Source organism: Escherichia sp. E.sYA108, from assembly GCF_011754335.1.
Classification (GTDB): Bacteria; Pseudomonadota; Gammaproteobacteria; order Enterobacterales; family Enterobacteriaceae; genus Escherichia; species Escherichia coli.
In genome coordinates this window covers 1815863-1831643 of the sequence record NZ_JAAQVZ010000001.1, presented here as the reverse complement: position 1 = coordinate 1831643, position 15781 = coordinate 1815863, and the positions used below count along the sequence as shown (strand labels likewise).

General features: G+C 49.4%; 15 protein-coding genes and 1 riboswitch. Of the genes, 5 read left to right on the top strand and 10 right to left on the bottom strand.

Features of this window, described 5'->3' with window-relative positions:
* Positions 1-6 precede the first annotated feature (6 nt).
* The 3 genes from gatZ to fbaB all read right to left on the bottom strand — a co-directional run bounded on the left by gatZ (position 7) and on the right by fbaB (position 3431).
* Positions 7-1269: a tagatose-bisphosphate aldolase subunit GatZ gene (gene gatZ / locus HBM92_RS08600; protein WP_000853835.1), complete on the bottom strand. Its 1263-nt coding sequence runs from the start codon at positions 1267-1269 to the stop codon at positions 7-9.
* A gap of 28 nt (positions 1270-1297) precedes the next feature.
* Complete coding sequence (gene gatY / locus HBM92_RS08595; RefSeq protein ID WP_000289805.1) at positions 1298-2152, bottom strand: tagatose-bisphosphate aldolase subunit GatY; 855 nt, start codon at positions 2150-2152, stop codon at positions 1298-1300.
* 226 nt (positions 2153-2378) lie between these two features.
* A complete protein-coding gene (fbaB, locus tag HBM92_RS08590) occupies positions 2379-3431 on the bottom strand; it encodes a class I fructose-bisphosphate aldolase (RefSeq protein WP_000129551.1) in 1053 nt (350 codons plus the stop codon).
* 256 nt (positions 3432-3687) lie between these two features.
* Between fbaB and HBM92_RS08585 the strand changes: the two genes are divergently transcribed.
* The 3 genes from HBM92_RS08585 to HBM92_RS08575 are packed head-to-tail and all read left to right on the top strand — an operon-like array spanning position 3688 to position 6928.
* The gene (locus tag HBM92_RS08585; protein ID WP_000858515.1) at positions 3688-4965 is read left to right on the top strand and encodes a nucleoside permease; all 1278 of its coding nucleotides are present in this window, start codon (positions 3688-3690) and stop codon (positions 4963-4965) included.
* A complete protein-coding gene (locus tag HBM92_RS08580) occupies positions 4962-5966 on the top strand; it encodes an ADP-ribosylglycohydrolase family protein (RefSeq protein ID WP_000846208.1) in 1005 nt (334 codons plus the stop codon). The genes HBM92_RS08585 and HBM92_RS08580 overlap by 4 nt, the downstream gene beginning before the upstream one ends.
* Positions 5963-6928, top strand: a complete 966-nt coding sequence (locus tag HBM92_RS08575; RefSeq protein ID WP_000011937.1) for a carbohydrate kinase family protein — start codon at positions 5963-5965, stop codon at positions 6926-6928. Before HBM92_RS08580 ends, HBM92_RS08575 begins: the two co-directional genes overlap by 4 nt.
* Here the strand turns inward: HBM92_RS08575 and HBM92_RS08570 are convergent.
* The 5 genes from HBM92_RS08570 to rcnR form a co-directional block, all read right to left on the bottom strand.
* Positions 6902-7648, bottom strand: coding sequence for a GntR family transcriptional regulator (locus tag HBM92_RS08570; protein ID WP_000434038.1), 747 nt, complete (start codon positions 7646-7648; stop codon positions 6902-6904). The two genes, HBM92_RS08575 and HBM92_RS08570, sit on opposite strands and share 27 nt — an antisense overlap.
* A gap of 51 nt (positions 7649-7699) precedes the next feature.
* Positions 7700-8518 carry a glycoside hydrolase family 25 protein gene (locus HBM92_RS08565; RefSeq protein WP_001546226.1) on the bottom strand — a complete coding sequence of 273 codons (819 nt, stop codon included), beginning with the start codon at positions 8516-8518 and terminating at the stop codon, positions 7700-7702.
* A gap of 64 nt (positions 8519-8582) precedes the next feature.
* On the bottom strand, positions 8583-9383 hold the full coding sequence (gene thiD, locus HBM92_RS08560; protein WP_000822260.1) for a bifunctional hydroxymethylpyrimidine kinase/phosphomethylpyrimidine kinase: 801 nt from the start codon (positions 9381-9383) through the stop codon (positions 8583-8585).
* Positions 9380-10168, bottom strand: coding sequence for a hydroxyethylthiazole kinase (thiM, locus tag HBM92_RS08555; protein ID WP_001195613.1), 789 nt, complete (start codon positions 10166-10168; stop codon positions 9380-9382). Before thiM ends, thiD begins: the two co-directional genes overlap by 4 nt.
* A gap of 34 nt (positions 10169-10202) precedes the next feature.
* Positions 10203-10299, bottom strand: a riboswitch (TPP riboswitch).
* A 91-nt stretch (positions 10300-10390) separates the two neighbouring features.
* Positions 10391-10663: a Ni(II)/Co(II)-binding transcriptional repressor RcnR gene (rcnR, locus tag HBM92_RS08550; RefSeq protein WP_000019944.1), complete on the bottom strand. Its 273-nt coding sequence runs from the start codon at positions 10661-10663 to the stop codon at positions 10391-10393.
* Between the two features lie 120 nt (positions 10664-10783).
* On the opposite strand from rcnR, the gene rcnA reads away from it, so the two are divergent.
* Together rcnA and rcnB are read left to right on the top strand one after the other, a co-directional pair.
* Entirely contained in the window at positions 10784-11608 is an 825-nt protein-coding gene (gene rcnA, locus HBM92_RS08545) for a nickel/cobalt efflux protein RcnA (protein ID WP_000134614.1), read from the top strand.
* Positions 11609-11826: 218 nt separating this feature from the next.
* On the top strand, positions 11827-12165 hold the full coding sequence (gene rcnB / locus HBM92_RS08540) for a Ni(II)/Co(II) efflux transporter accessory subunit RcnB (protein WP_000153067.1): 339 nt from the start codon (positions 11827-11829) through the stop codon (positions 12163-12165).
* A gap of 81 nt (positions 12166-12246) precedes the next feature.
* On the opposite strand, the gene HBM92_RS08535 is transcribed toward rcnB, so the two are convergent.
* Together HBM92_RS08535 and HBM92_RS08530 are read right to left on the bottom strand one after the other, a co-directional pair.
* Positions 12247-13281: a putative fimbrial-like adhesin protein gene (locus HBM92_RS08535; protein WP_000405737.1), complete on the bottom strand. Its 1035-nt coding sequence runs from the start codon at positions 13279-13281 to the stop codon at positions 12247-12249.
* A gap of 15 nt (positions 13282-13296) precedes the next feature.
* Positions 13297-15777 (bottom strand): fimbrial biogenesis outer membrane usher protein, encoded by a 2481-nt coding sequence (locus tag HBM92_RS08530; protein ID WP_000945376.1) that lies wholly within the window; start codon positions 15775-15777, stop codon positions 13297-13299.
* Positions 15778-15781: the final 4 nt, after the last annotated feature.

The following is a 15781-nucleotide window of genomic DNA, read 5'->3' as shown; positions in this document are numbered from 1 at the left end:
CCGTCCTTATTCCGCACAGCCGTAGCGATAGGCGCGCAAAACATCATAAATTTTATCCATAATAAGCTGATGCGGTATTGCTGATAATTCCCCGGACTGAATGCGTTCAAATTGTTTCGGAAGATACTGACTAATCATGCCCAGTGGGATGTCCACGCCTTCCAGATTCACCATCATCGTTTCGACGCTATTTTTAATCCGGCTATGCGGCCAGTAATAACGAATACGATCCGACAGGCTGTAACGAATATCCAGCAATGAATCGTTAAAACCCGTGCGATAATATTTTTTCCAGTATTGCGGTTCGTCGAGCATCACTTCTTCAATCACCGCCAGACAACGGCTACGATTTTCTGGAGCGATGAGTTCCTGCTCAATTTGTGCCAGCGCAAATATCGCCTCGCGTAACGCAAAGGTTAATGCCGGACCGACTTTCAAAATTGCAAAATGATCGCGAACTAATTCCCGATAGGCCGTCTGAGTCTGGTAATCGGTGGAATGCGCTTCATAAACCATTTTGGTTTTTTCTATCCATTGCGCCAACGCCTGAGCTTCTTGCGCCTGATAATGAATAATATTGCTATGGTCAAATTCCACACCCGGCTGCACCACGATGGCAATCACGCGTGTTAACGCCTCTGCCAGACCACGGGCAATAAAGGCCTTTTGATGCGTGCGTAAAGTATTGGCGGCATCTTCAACCTGGGTGATGTGTACTGACTGAATGGCGCTGGCCTCACCGCCCGGAACCGGAACTTCGGTGCCAATGACATAGTTCAGTTGCTCACGCTGGCAATCAGTCGCCACACTTTCCGCCGCCAGACAAAGCACAGCGGCACGTTCAGCAACCGTTTCTGGCGCTAACGGTATGGAATCGTCAGCGCAGGACATTGACGCATCAAGATGAATTTTACTGAAGCCGGCACGAACATATGCCTTTACCAGCTCGACGGATTTTTCCATCGCCGCATCCGCATTTTCTTGCTGCCAGCAGTTTGGTCCCAGATGGTCGCCGCCGAGAATAATACGCTCACGAGCAAATCCGACTTTATCGGCAATCGCAAAAACAAATTCGCGAAAGTCTGCCGGTGTCATTCCGGTATAACCGCCAAATTGATTGACCTGGTTTGACGTTGCTTCAATCAGCACTTTACGCGTGCTGTTGCGATCAAATGCCAGCGCCGCTTCGATAACCAACGGATGTGCAGAACAGACTGAACATATGCCAATATGTTCACCAGCTTTATGCCGGGCAATTAACGTTTTCATGTTTTTTCCTTGTTAAATGGCAGGTGCGTTATGCCCTGCCCTCGCAGCCACAATCGGCAATCACTTTGCTCACCACATCGCGCATTGCAGATTTAGCCGACTGCAAATAATCACGGGGATCGGTCGCTTCGGGGTGCTCGGTCAGGTAATTTTTTAACGCCTGCGAGAAGGCATTTTTTAGCTCTGTTGCAACGTTGATTTTGCATATCCCCAGTTTGATGGTTTGCTGAATATCCTTAGTCGATAATCCTGACGCGCCATGCAGCACCAGCGGTAAATTCACCCACTGGCGAATGTTCTCCAGTCGAGAAAAATCAAGCGCCGGTGCTCTGGCATACATACCGTGAGCCGTGCCGATGGCGACCGCCAGGGAATCAATCCCGGTTGCCTCGGCAAATTCACGCGCCTGAACGGGGTTGGTATAAAAAGCATCGGCTTCATTGACTTGCACATCATCTTCCTGGCCGCCAAGTTGCCCCAGCTCCGCTTCGACGCTGACATCAAAGCGATGGCAAAAATCCACCACCTCTTTGACCCGTGAAATATTTTGCGCAAAAGGCAAATGCGAGGCGTCAATCATGACTGAGCGCACGCCAGAACGAACCTTCTGAGCGATATCGTCAAATTTCGTGTGATGGTCGAGATGAATCACCAGTGGATGGTGATATTGCTTCGCCATCGCGCTGACCAGCGCCATCAGATTTTCTGTACCGGCATGAGTAAATGTGCCGGGCGTTCCGGCGATGATGACCGGCGCATGCATGCTGGCAGCGGTTTCCACCACCACTTGCATCGTTTCGAGATTGTGAATATTGAATGCCGGAACCGCATAACCGCCGCGCTGTGCGTTGTTCAGCATCTGCTTTGTCGATACCACGTACATTTTCATATCCTGTCGTTTGTTTTCGATTTCAAAACATAATGAAATTATTTGTTTTCAAATGTCGAGATAACGATCACAAAAACGACAATGTGAAAATTAATCAGAATGACAGGCAAAAAAAACGGCCTCCCGGGGGAAGCCGTAACAAAGTACGCGTGGTTTTATGCCGGATGTGGCGTTAACGCCTTTTCCGTCCTACGGGGTGGTGCTGTTCGTATGAGGCGCATCAGGCGATAGTAATTTTGCTATCGAGATAAACGTCCTGCACGGCGTTAATCAGTTTCACGCCGTCAGCCATCGATTTCTTGAACGCCTTACGTCCAAGAATCAGCCCCATTCCGCCTGCGCGTTTGTTGATAACCGCAGTACGCACTGCATCGCTGAGGTCAGTTTCACCGCCTGCAGCACCGCCGGAGTTTATCAACCCGGCCCGGCCCATATAGCAGTTAGCTAACTGATAACGCACCAGGTCAATCGGGTTTTCACTGGTCAGTTTGCTGTAGACTCGATCGTCGGTATAACCGTAATTAATCGCTTTATAGCCGCCGTTATTTTCCGCCATTTTTTGTTTGACGATATCTGCACCTATGGTTGCCGCCAGATGGTTCGCCTGACCAGTCAGGTCGGCGGAAACATGGTAATCAACGCCATCTTTCTTAAAGGCGGAGTTACGCAAATAGGCCCACAGCACTGTCACCATGCCCAGCTCGTGCGCACGTTCAAAAGCCGCAGAAATTTCTTCAATCTGGCGACGTGACTCTTCCGAGCCAAAATAGATAGTCGCACCAACCGCCACCGCGCCCATATTGAACGCCTGCTCCACGCTGGCATACAGCGTTTGATCGTAGGTATTCGGGTAACTTAGCGTCTCGTTGTGATTAAGTTTGACGAGGAATGGAATGCGATGCGCGTAACGCCGCGATACCGATGCCAGCACGCCGTAAGTTGACGCCACACAGTTACAGCCCGCTTCGATCGCCAGTTCAACAATGTTTTTCGGGTCAAAGTAGAGCGGGTTAGCGGCAAATGAAGCTCCGGCAGAGTGCTCAACGCCCTGGTCAACCGGCAGAATAGAAAGATATCCTGTGCCAGCCAGACGCCCGGTGTTGTACAACGTCTGCATATTACGTAACACCGCTGGCGGGCGATTATTGTCAATCATCACGCGGTCTACGTAGTCATGTCCGGGGAGATAAAGCTGGTCAGAAGGAATAGTCATACAACGGTGCTGTAAAAGGTTGTCGGCGTCTTTGCCAAGCAACTGCGCAATATCTGTCATTACTATGCTCCCGTAAATTCCGATTGGATATCGGCTATGGATTGTCCTGGCCCGCCTTTTGCGGGCAATCATAATCCTGGTCGTTACGGGCGAGTTTTTCCATCTTTTGGATGTTTTTTCAGCGTTTTCTGTTGGCTCGATTCATCAGAAAAAATGTTACCGCGGTCAAGTTTTCACCGCAAAGGTATTTAAAAGGTATTACTAAGTGGTATTGTCATCGCGTACCTTACATTACCTGTCATGAAGGAATTAAAAGATGAAAACAACAGCAAAGCTGTCGTTCATGATGTTTGTTGAATGGTTTATCTGGGGCGCGTGGTTTGTGCCATTGTGGTTGTGGTTAAGTAAAAGCGGTTTTAGTGCCGGAGAAATTGGCTGGTCGTATGCCTGTACCGCCATTGCGGCGATCCTGTCGCCGATTCTGGTTGGCTCCATCACTGACCGCTTTTTCTCGGCGCAAAAAGTGCTGGCGGTATTGATGTTCGCTGGTGCGGTGCTGATGTATTTCGCTGCGCAACAGACCACTTTTGCCGGGTTCTTCCCGTTACTGCTGGCCTACTCACTAACCTATATGCCGACCATTGCGCTGACTAACAGTATCGCTTTTGCCAACGTGCCGGATGTGGAGCGTGATTTCCCGCGCATTCGTGTGATGGGCACTATCGGCTGGATTGCCTCTGGTCTGGCATGTGGTTTCTTGCCGCAAATGCTGGGGTATGCCGATATCTCACCGACGAACATCCCGCTGCTGATTACCGCCGGAAGTTCTGCTCTGCTTGGTGTGTTTGCGTTTTTCCTGCCAGACACGCCACCCAAAAGCACCGGCAAAATGGATATTAAAGTCATGCTCGGCCTGGATGCGCTGATCCTGCTGCGCGATAAGGACTTCCTCGTCTTTTTCTTCTGTTCATTCCTGTTTGCGATGCCACTGGCGTTCTATTACATCTTTGCCAACGGTTATCTGACCGAAGTTGGCATGAAAAACGCCACTGGCTGGATGACGCTCGGCCAGTTCTCTGAAATCTTCTTTATGCTGGCATTGCCGTTTTTCACTAAACGCTTTGGTATCAAAAAGGTATTGTTGCTTGGTCTGGTCACCGCTGCGATCCGCTATGGCTTCTTTATTTACGGTAGTGCGGATGAATATTTCACCTACGCGTTACTGTTCCTCGGTATTTTGCTGCACGGCGTAAGTTACGATTTTTACTACGTTACCGCTTACATCTATGTCGATAAAAAAGCTCCCGTGCATATGCGTACCGCCGCGCAGGGGCTGATCACGCTCTGCTGCCAGGGCTTCGGCAGTTTGCTCGGCTATCGTCTTGGCGGTGTGATGATGGAAAAGATGTTCGCTTATCAGGAACCGGTAAACGGACTGACTTTCAACTGGGCCGGGATGTGGACTTTCGGCGCGGTGATGATTGCCATTATCGCCGTGCTGTTCATGATTTTTTTCCGCGAATCCGACAACGAAATTACGGCTATCAAGGTCGATGATCGCGATATTGCGTTGACACAAGGGGAAGTTAAATGAAAACAGAACGTATTCTCGGTGCTCTTTATGGGCAGGCGTTAGGGGATGCGATGGGGATGCCCTCCGAGCTTTGGCCGCGCAGTCGCGTCAAAGCACACTTTGGCTGGATTGACCGTTTTCTGCCTGGGCCAAAGGAGAATAACGCAGCCTGTTATTTTAACCGCGCCGAATTCACCGACGATACCTCGATGGCGCTGTGTCTGGCGGATGCGTTACTGGAACGTGAAGGCAAGATCGATCCGGATCTGATTGGGCGTAATATTCTCGACTGGGCGCTGCGTTTCGACGCCTTTAACAAAAACGTACTAGGTCCGACCTCGAAGATTGCACTTAACGCCATTCGCGACGGTAAACCCGTTGCTGAACTGGAAAATAACGGCGTGACCAACGGCGCAGCGATGCGCGTCTCGCCATTAGGTTGTTTGCTTCCGGCGCGCGATATTGACTCTTTTATTGATGATGTGGCGCTGGCCTCCAGCCCGACCCATAAATCCGATCTGGCGGTTGCGGGGGCGGTAGTCATCGCATGGGCGATTTCTCGTGCCATTGACGGAGAAAGCTGGTCAGCGATTGTTGATTCACTGCCTTCAATTGCGCGACATGCTCAACAAAAACGCATCACTACCTTCAGCGCCTCACTGGCAGCACGTCTGGAGATTGCGCTGAAAATTGTGCGCAATGCTGACGGCACCGAATCCGCCAGCGAACAGCTTTACCAGGTCGTTGGCGCAGGTACCAGTACTATTGAGTCCGTTCCGTGCGCCATTGCGCTGGTTGAACTGGCACAAACCGACCCGAACCGTTGCGCCGTCCTGTGCGCTAACCTTGGCGGCGACACAGACACCATCGGTGCTATGGCGACGGCAATTTGCGGCGCGTTGCATGGCGTTAACGCTATCGATCCTGCGTTAAAGGCGGAACTGGATGCAGTAAATCAGCTTGATTTCAACCGCTATGCCACGGCGCTGGCGAAGTATCGCCAACAACGGGAGGCGATATGAGCGGCGCTCGATTACACACGCTGCTGCCTGAATTAGCCACGCGTCAGCCGGTGATGGTCGTCGGCGCGGCGGTCATTGATGTGATCGCCGACGCTTATGCCCTCCCCTGGCGTGGGTGCGATATCGAACTGAAACAGCAGAGCGTTAACGTTGGCGGCTGCGCCCTGAATATTGCCGTGGCATTAAAGCGCCTCGGCATCGAAGCGGGTAATGCCTTGCCGCTCGGTCAGGGGGTGTGGGCGGAGATTATTCGCAACCGCATGGCAAAAGAGGACTTAATCAGCCTGATCGATAACGCCGAAGGTGATAACGGCTGGTGTCTGGCGCTGGTTGAGCCGGATGGCGAACGCACTTTTATGTCATTCAGCGGTGTGGAAAATCAATGGAATCGCCAGTGGCTGGCGCGATTAACCGTTGCGCCTGGCAGCCTGCTCTATTTTTCCGGTTATCAACTGGCCTCGCCCTGCGGCGAATTGTTAGTGGAATGGCTGGAAAAGCTACAAGACGTGACGCCGTTTATCGATTTTGGCCCACGTATTGGCGATATCCCGGATGCATTACTGGCGCGGATCATGGCCTGTCGACCTTTAGTGTCACTCAATCGTCAAGAGGCTGAGATTGCCGCCGAACGTTTTGCTTTATCCGCAGAGATAACAACACTTGGCAAGCAATGGCAGGAGAAATTTGCCGCGCCGTTGATCGTTCGCCTCGATAAAGAAGGCGTATGGTATTTCAGCAACGACGCTTCTGGCTGCATTCCGGCATTTCCAACGCAAGTTGTAGACACCATTGGGGCGGGCGACAGTCATGCCGGCGGCGTACTTGCCGGGCTGGCCTCTGGTCTGCCACTGGCGGATGCCGTATTACTGGGCAATGCAGTGGCGTCGTGGGTTGTCGGGCATCGGGGCGGTGATTGTGCGCCAACGCGCGAGGAACTACTCCTCGCACACAAAAACGTATAGATCGCTGCGACAGTGGCTGATGCTGTACTCAATAGGCCGTTGCTGTTGGTCAAGCGCCACTTGCTTGATCACCAGCACCGGTATTTTGCTATCTAACTGAATATGTGACTGAAACTCGGCATCCGGCATCCGGGCGCTAACGCGGGAACGCGTACGTTGTGGGTAAATGTGCTGGCTGCGGAAGTAGTCATAAAGAGAAATCCCGATGGCATCAACATCATGAATTAAATGTGCCGGAACCCACGATTCCTCAATCGATACCGCCTCTTCATCGACATAGCGAATACGCTTAAGCAAAAAGACATCACTTCCCGCTTCGACCGCCAGCTGCTGCGCGACTTCTTCGGGACATTTCACGACACGCTTGTTAACCCATAACGTATCGGGCTTTTTCCCGCGCAATACCACCTGCTGAGAAAACCCCCGCGCTTCTTTCAGCGAGTATTCGAAGATGTTGTTGATCTGCGTGCCGTAACCACGCGAACGCGTCACCACGCCCTCTTCTTCCAGCGCCTGCATCGCCTTGCGCACCGTAATGCGCGAAACGCCGGTTAACTGACTTAAATCACGCTCACCGGGCAAAATATTGCCATGCTCCAGCACCCCGCTGCGCACGGCATTTTTTACCGTTTCGGCAAACTTAATATAAAGCGGCGTGTTATCCGCCGCTAAAATACGCTCGTTCAGTTGGGCAATCAGCTGGGTATGCGCTTGTTCCATTTGTCTTTTTCCTGCCGGGGAATCTGGTGGGAGTATATCACTGCTTCATATTTAAGGCGTTTCTTTAATCCCATCAACGAATCCCTGCAACTCCTCCACCGTGCCATTAAACACATTAAAATCCACCGGACCATTAATGCCATCGACCTGTCCACGGTCGGAATGCTGCCAGAAGCGCCAGGCCATGCCGTCATTGTCCGGACGACGTTGATAGTAGTGAGCCACCCACCACGGATATTCATTGAAATAGCCCGCCAGATTCGTGTGATAAAAAACGGCTCCTGAGTAAATAATTGGCTTTTTTTCCGTACGTTTTTCGACCATTTTTAGCCACTGACTTACCCGCTTGCGTAATTCTTTTGCCGATAATTTTCCCCGTTCTTCTACGTCCAGTACCGCAGGGAAATCGCCTTGTGAGAAATCCACCGTTTGCAGAAATAATCGCGCCTGAACTGAAGCGGATACTGACGGGGAGAAATAATGATACGCCCCGCGCAGCAGGCCATTTTCGCGGCTTAGTTGCCAGTTACGCGAAAAATAGGGGTCCACCAGCTTTTCGCCTTCCGTCGCCTTAATAAAGGCAAATTGTAAGCGAATACCGTTATCGCGCATTTTTGCCACCCGCTGCCAGTCGATCCGCTCCTGCCAGCGCGAAACATCTATTCCGTGAATGGTGTAACTGGCAGGAATGCGAATAGCGAAAGATTTAACCGGGCGATAACCGTAGAAGTGAATGTAGTCTTTAATCTGAATTGCTGTCGAATAGAAAAAATTCACCGTCTGACGCGGATAAATTGCAACGATGGAAATTAGCCCAAGAGCGCATAATAAAACGGTGAATTTTTTTCGACTGGTGATTCTCAACTGCATTGGTTTCATCCCTGAATGTCAGCACCAAAGGCTGACAATAACCAAAGCAGCTATAGTACGGTGCTCACCACCAGGCGTGGAAGTGGTGAACCGGACCAATACCGTGACCAACTTCCAGCGTGTCGGCCTGGGCTAATGCCGATGAAAGCCAGCTTTTTGCCTCCTGTACGGTGTCAGTCCAGTTTGTATGGCGCGGGCGCAGTGCAGCCAACGCCGCAGAGAGCGTACAACCAGTGCCGTGAGTGTTTTTGGTCATAATGCGCTGTGCGGTAAACCGTTGTTCACCCTCGCGGGTAAACAGCCAGTCCGGGCTTTGCTCATCATCAAGATGACCACCTTTCATTAGCACTGCGCCACAGCCCATCGCCAACAGCGAGCGCCCTTGTTCCAGCATTTCCTGTTCGGTGCGCGCGTGTGGCGCGTCGAGCAAGGCGGCTGCTTCGGGCAAGTTTGGCGTTATTAATGAAACCTGTGGCAATAATCGACTGCACAGCGTAGCAACCGCCGAAGGTGAAAGCAGCGGGTCGCCGCTTTTTGCCAGCATAACGGTGTCGAGTACCACGTTTTGGATCTGATAACGTTGCAACCGTTCTGCCACCGCTTCAACAATATCGGTTTCCGCCAACATACCGATTTTAGTGGTGTCGATTCGCACATCGCTGAACACCGAATCGAGCTGGGCGGCGACAAAATCAGGCTCAATGCGATACACCGACTGTACGCCACGGGTATTTTGCGCCACTAGTGCAGTAATAACTGAGCAACCATAAGCGCCAAGTGCCGAGAAGGTTTTAAGATCGGCCTGAATCCCCGCACCACCACTCGGATCAGTACCGGCAATCGTCAGAGCGTTAATTCGTTTCATGCCTGCACCTCCTGCGCCAATTGCCAGAGCGCATCAAGGAAATGTGGAACAAAACTGCCTGGCCCCTCGCTTCTGGCAACTGCGCGTTCTCCGGCTTGTTTCATCCAGTGACAGGCAGATGCGATATTTTCCAGCGTATCGCCTGGTAGCGCACAACAGGCAGCGACAACCGCCGATAGTGCACAGCCAGTTCCTACCACTTTGGTCATTAACGGATCGCCACCGTGAATGCCAATGATACGATGTCCATCGGTAACATAATCCACCTCGCCAGTGACCACGACGATTGCGCCAGTTTCCCGTGCCAGTGTTTGTGCAGCGGGTATCGCGTTAGCTGCGGCATCAGTGGTATCCACTCCCCGTCCACCATTAGCAACGCCAGCTAATGCCATGATTTCCGAAGCATTACCACGTATGGCGGTTGGCTTATGGGACAGAAGTTCCACACAAAAACGGCGGCGATAATCGAGCGCACCAACCGCAACCGGATCAAGCGTCCAGGGCGTTTGTGATCGTGTTGCTTGCTCAACGGCAGCACTCATCGCTTGCGCTCGTGGCTGCGTCAGCGTGCCAACGTTAATCAACAAGGCACTGGCGATAGCCGCAAACTGACTGGCCTCTTCGGTTTCGATAACCATCGCTGGCGATGCGCCGAGCGCCAGCAAGGTATTGGCAGTAAAAGTTTGCACCACATCGTTGGTCATGCAGTGCACAAGAGGGGAATGTTGGTGAAAAAGGTGTAACGCGTGCGCAGATTGCGCTGAACTCAGCAGGTCGACTTGCATAGTTTGCTCCTGCCATAACGTGAAGAAGCAATGACCTGGTGGTCCGTGACTTCCCTACGCTGGCATTATCCAGATCAGGTGATACGGGTATTTCTCAGCCTTCACAAAGAAGGGCACCCCGAGTCGTTTGGTTGCGATAATAAATCGCAGAGGAGGATGGTAATGTCCAGCGCACGCGTTGTAAACGGGGAAAAACGGCAGTTTTACAATCGCGTTAATAAATTATTTGATATAAGAATCCAGCACCTTCAGAACGACATCCAGATCTTCTTCTCGTTTTAGCTCATCCCCCTGGTGAACGATGTGTTCCGTCAGATGACCTTTAATCACTTCCCGCATCAGACCGTTTACCGCGCCACGGATAGCAGCAATCTGTTGTAAAACTGCAGCGCATTCATGCGGTTCGTCGAGCATTTTCTTGAGCGCCACGACCTGGCCCTGAATCTTACTGGCACGCGCTTTCAGTTTCTGTTTATCACGGATTGTATGAGACATGGCAACACCTGGTTAACAAGAATATGAAAAATCATAGCACTATTAATCTACTGGGGGGTAGTATCAGGTACTGGGGGGGAGTAGAATCAGATTGCCGAATTAATACTAAGAATTATTATCATGACCGAATTTACAACACTTCTTCAGCAAGGAAACGCCTGGTTCTTCATCCCCAGCGCCATCTTACTTGGTGCGCTTCATGGCCTGGAACCGGGGCACTCAAAAACGATGATGGCGGCGTTTATCATCGCCATCAAAGGCACCATTAAACAGGCGGTGATGCTCGGACTGGCAGCAACTATTTCGCATACCGCAGTGGTCTGGTTAATTGCCTTTGGCGGGATGGTGATCAGCAAACGCTTTACTGCTCAATCAGCAGAACCGTGGCTCCAGTTGATTTCCGCAGTGATCATTATTAGCACCGCGTTCTGGATGTTCTGGCGTACCTGGCGCGGCGAACGCAACTGGCTGGAGAATATGCACGAACATGATCATGAGCATCATCACCACGATCACGAAGATCACCACGACCATGGACATCATCACCATCACGAACATGGCGAGTATCAGGATGCCCATGCACGAGCCCATGCCAATGACATTAAACGACGCTTTGATGGTAGAGAGGTCACCAACTGGCAAATTTTGCTATTTGGCTTAACCGGTGGCCTTATCCCCTGCCCGGCAGCAATTACCGTGCTGTTGATTTGCATTCAGTTGAAAGCCCTGACACTGGGCGCAACACTGGTCGTCAGTTTCAGCCTCGGCCTGGCGTTAACGCTTGTCACCGTAGGCGTTGGCGCAGCAATCAGCGTTCAGCAGGTCGCAAAACGCTGGAGCGGATTTAACACTCTCGCTAAACGCGCTCCCTATTTTTCCAGTCTGTTGATTGGCTTAGTTGGTGTGTATATGGGCGTACATGGCTTCATGGGCATAATGCGATAACTCAATCCTTTAGGCTTGCATGTTATCTTCAGCCCAGGATGATTCTTAAATCAGCTATTTCCGCTGACTCTCTGCTCGCTAAGGATGCTTTTAGGGCATCCTTTCATTTACACTTTTTACGAAATCATGGGATCACTAACAAAATATCGCTTGTCAGTTATATTGTATGGCAGGAAAGATATGCGACTGATATTACAGATCCCCAAAGTGGAGAGTTTATGACCATTAAAAATAAGATGTTGCTGGGTGCGCTTTTGCTGGTTACCAGTGCCGCCTGGGCCGCACCAGCCACCGCGGGTTCGACCAATACCTCGGGAATTTCTAAGTATGAGTTAAGCAGTTTCATTGCTGACTTTAAGCATTTCAAACCAGGTGACACCGTCCCAGAGATGTACCGCACCGATGAGTACAACATTAAGCAGTGGCAGTTACGTAACCTGCCCGCGCCTGATGCCGGGACGCACTGGACCTATATGGGTGGCGCGTACGTGTTGATCAGCGACACCGACGGTAAAATCATTAAAGCCTACGACGGTGAGATTTTTTATCATCGCTAAAAAAAAGCCCCCTCGGAGAGAGGGGGGAATGCAGACACCTTAATATTTTTATTATTAGCCACTTGCTCGTCTTGCTTGTTATTAGTCGTATTTCACGTTGATTAATGCGGTTGCCTCCAGTGCGCCAGATTTAACTTTGTTTGTATCGTAGACGTAGTAACTGGCCGTTATCGGAATTGAAACCGTTGTATCTGTAAGTTTTGACTTTGCCGCAATTTCTTTTAAATTTGTATATCCTTTACTGCTGTTAGTGATATTTAAAAGTGTGACTGGCGTACCATTACTTTCAAGAATAAATCCTACGCCATTATCTTCCGCACCTTTCAGGATCGTGTTGCTGTTGGTTAACAAGTCAGAACTTGATAAATACACCTGCATTTTCCGTGATGTTTGATTTTGTTGACCTAATAAATTTTTACAACGCAGCATAATATCCCCTTTTTTACTATTTATTGTTGTTTTGTTACCTATGGCTGGTAATTGTGAAACGGGAATACTCTCTAACGTAATTAATAAATCGTCCGGTTTGCAGGTTGTGGTTATCGGGTTGTATGACAATGTCAGATTAAAGGAATAGACACCTGCATTTTGTGCCAATGCATTTCTGTAGCTATTTACACATGCATCCCATGACTTACCACCTAATAAACACAGTAGAAATTGTACTGCGGCACTCCCGCGTGTCGATGATGAAGCACTGGATAATGTCGCAACTCCATTAATCATCACTGAACCACCGCCCCCCGCAGAAACATTCACTTTTGCATTACTGGCCGCAGGTGTCACCGTCACCGAATAACCACTGGTGAAACTGGTCTGATTATTTGACAACGTAATGTTGTTTTTATTGGTCCATTCAAAATGTAAATTTAATTTAATGGTATCGTTATAAAGTCCAACAATAATATCCGACGGGCTCATAGGTGTGATAGTATTTGTACTCACGCATGACGAATCATTAAAATTATGCTCATATGTCGCCATTTGTGTTTGAGTAAGTGCAAAACCCCCCTGAACAACCAAATTGTGCTGAACAGATAACTCACTATAACATGCCGCATAGCTCACAGGCATAACCATCATCATTACTATAAATAGCATTATGCGAATTTCCATAGAACCACCTGACTATTACTGGCAAATATAATTTCTACTTTCATCAATCTCTTTACCGAAGGTGATTGTGCATGAAAGCCCTTGTTGCTTATCAATTGCCACATTAACCGATGGCGGTACTTCATTGGTGCGAATAAATAACTGGCTTCCCTGGCCGACAACACCAATATTATGACCATGGATATCATTGACTTCATAACCAAACGTTAATGGTTGCCCATCCGCTCTTAACGCTTTTATAAACCATGGCTTGCGCTGATCGGTATCAAAATTAACCAGTACAACCGCGCCGCGATAAGGGGCGGCAATTTTCCGGTTGCCACGTAATTCTGCTTCGCTATCGCTTTGTGACACATCCAACATCAGGTAATTTTCCCGATAAGGTGTCATTCCGTCGTATACCACCACTCCATTACGGTTTGTTGTGCGATATTTTTGCCCATTGACATAAGCATCTTTAATTCCTGGCGCATTCATCACAGCAAACGTTTCAGAAAGACGGTTTGCCAGATTAACGCCACCCGACCAGGCGACAATGCCCCCTGAAACACTGGCTCCAGCCTGTCGATAAGCACTCGACTGACTATAACTGCCATTCACTGTCGCAACCGGCGCGTTCCAGGTTAAATTCGCCCCAGCTGTCGTTTCATTTCCCTGATACTGATAACTCAGGTTGACCCCATAGTTAAACTGATCCCGGCTTCCAACGGTTCCTGATAATCCCGTATTATTTGAGGCAACCCCCTGATCATCAAACGTCGTTGAGTTAGACATATATATTTGCCGACGAGGCGTCGTAACGTCATCACCCCAATCAAAGGGAATCGATATAAAAATATTAAAACGTTTCTCTTCATGATGATTCTCGTCATAAGCATGGCTTGCCGCGAGGGTATAGCTTATCCTTCGCAGGTTGTTGGAATAACTCAACTGATAATCCTTACTGCTGCCGCTACGCCCCCAGTAATCTCGCCATAACGTACTTAAGGACACAGAACCCCAGCCTTCTGGCAATGACTGACTCATATTGGCAGAAAAGCTATTTTTACGGCCAAAATCGTTCTGGTAATAATCGGCAATGTCATAGATATCGTTTTCATCACGGCGATAATTATCTTTATTGTTTGCCCATACGTGATCATTAAATGTCCGGTAATCACGCGACGAATAACGCCAGGCCGCCAGACCAAAACGTGTCGACGTTTGGCTCACAAATTTGTTGTAGGCAATTTGATAACTTTGCCCGTCAAACACATCGCCGTTGTCTTGTATACTATGCGACTTCGTGGCATCGACGGAAATGGCACCAATGCGTGTATTCCAGCCAGTCCCCAAAGTGAACGCGTAATAATTATTCGCGACCATCGATCCGCCATACAGCGTCAATAAGTTATTAAAACCATACTGATAACCCGCCTGAACAAAATCACTTTGTTTGCTCGCCCCTTCAATATGGCTACGACCTGCCGCAAAATCATATTTCGACACGCCGGGTTGCAGCATATTCGGCACTGCTGCATAAGGCACCAGATAGGTGGTTACCGAACCGTCCGCCTCTTTCACGCTGACATCAAGATCTGCTCCACCTCCGGCCAACTGCAAATCTGTAATCGCAAACGGGCCAGGAGGAACCTCTTTCTGATAAACCACAAAACCATTCTGTTCAATAGTTACCAGCGCGTTACTCTGAGCAATCCCCTGCACCCGTGGCGTAAAATTTTGTTTCGAGTTAGGCAACATCTGCATATCACGAAACAACCGCACACCGCTGAAGCGAACAGAATCAAAAATATCGCTTGATGTGTACATATCACCCACACGAAGCGTGCCGAGAAGTTGGGCAAATCCACGTTCCAGATACAGGGTATTGCTTTTCCACACCCCTGGATTGTTATTTGTTTTACTGAAACTGGCATCAGAATGCAGTTGCCACCCCTGTAAATTTAACCCGCTGTTAAAACGTACATATGTACTCTTGCTATTACCGGACGCTTTATAATCGCTGTAATACTGACTCACATAATAAGAGGTATAAAACGCATTAATACCCCGCTCCCAGTTTTCTGGTGGAACATAGCCACTTTCCAGATCTTCCACCCAGGCCTGCGGGACACTGAAATCGAGACGAAAAACTCCGATATCCCAGGTATAGCTCCCGCCCTGAATAAGTTGCTTAAATGTTAAACATTGCTTACCGCTGGCAAAGCTATCGGTATTAATGCCTAACCGCTTGATCATTTCCCTTGATAAACATGTTTCTTGCGGGTTGTCTTTAACAATGATCTCATATTTCCCACGCCATTGCTTATTGACATAAATATCGATGTCATACGGCCCCGGCAAGGGCTGATTATCTTCAAGACGAATATTTGAAACCTGCTGGTCTTTCATTCCACCTATCATGAAATGGGTATCAAAGGTTTCTTCAGCTGCATAAGCTTCAATGCCGATCAATAACGCTACGATTGCTGATGCAAGTGGGGTCATTCTCAACATAGGC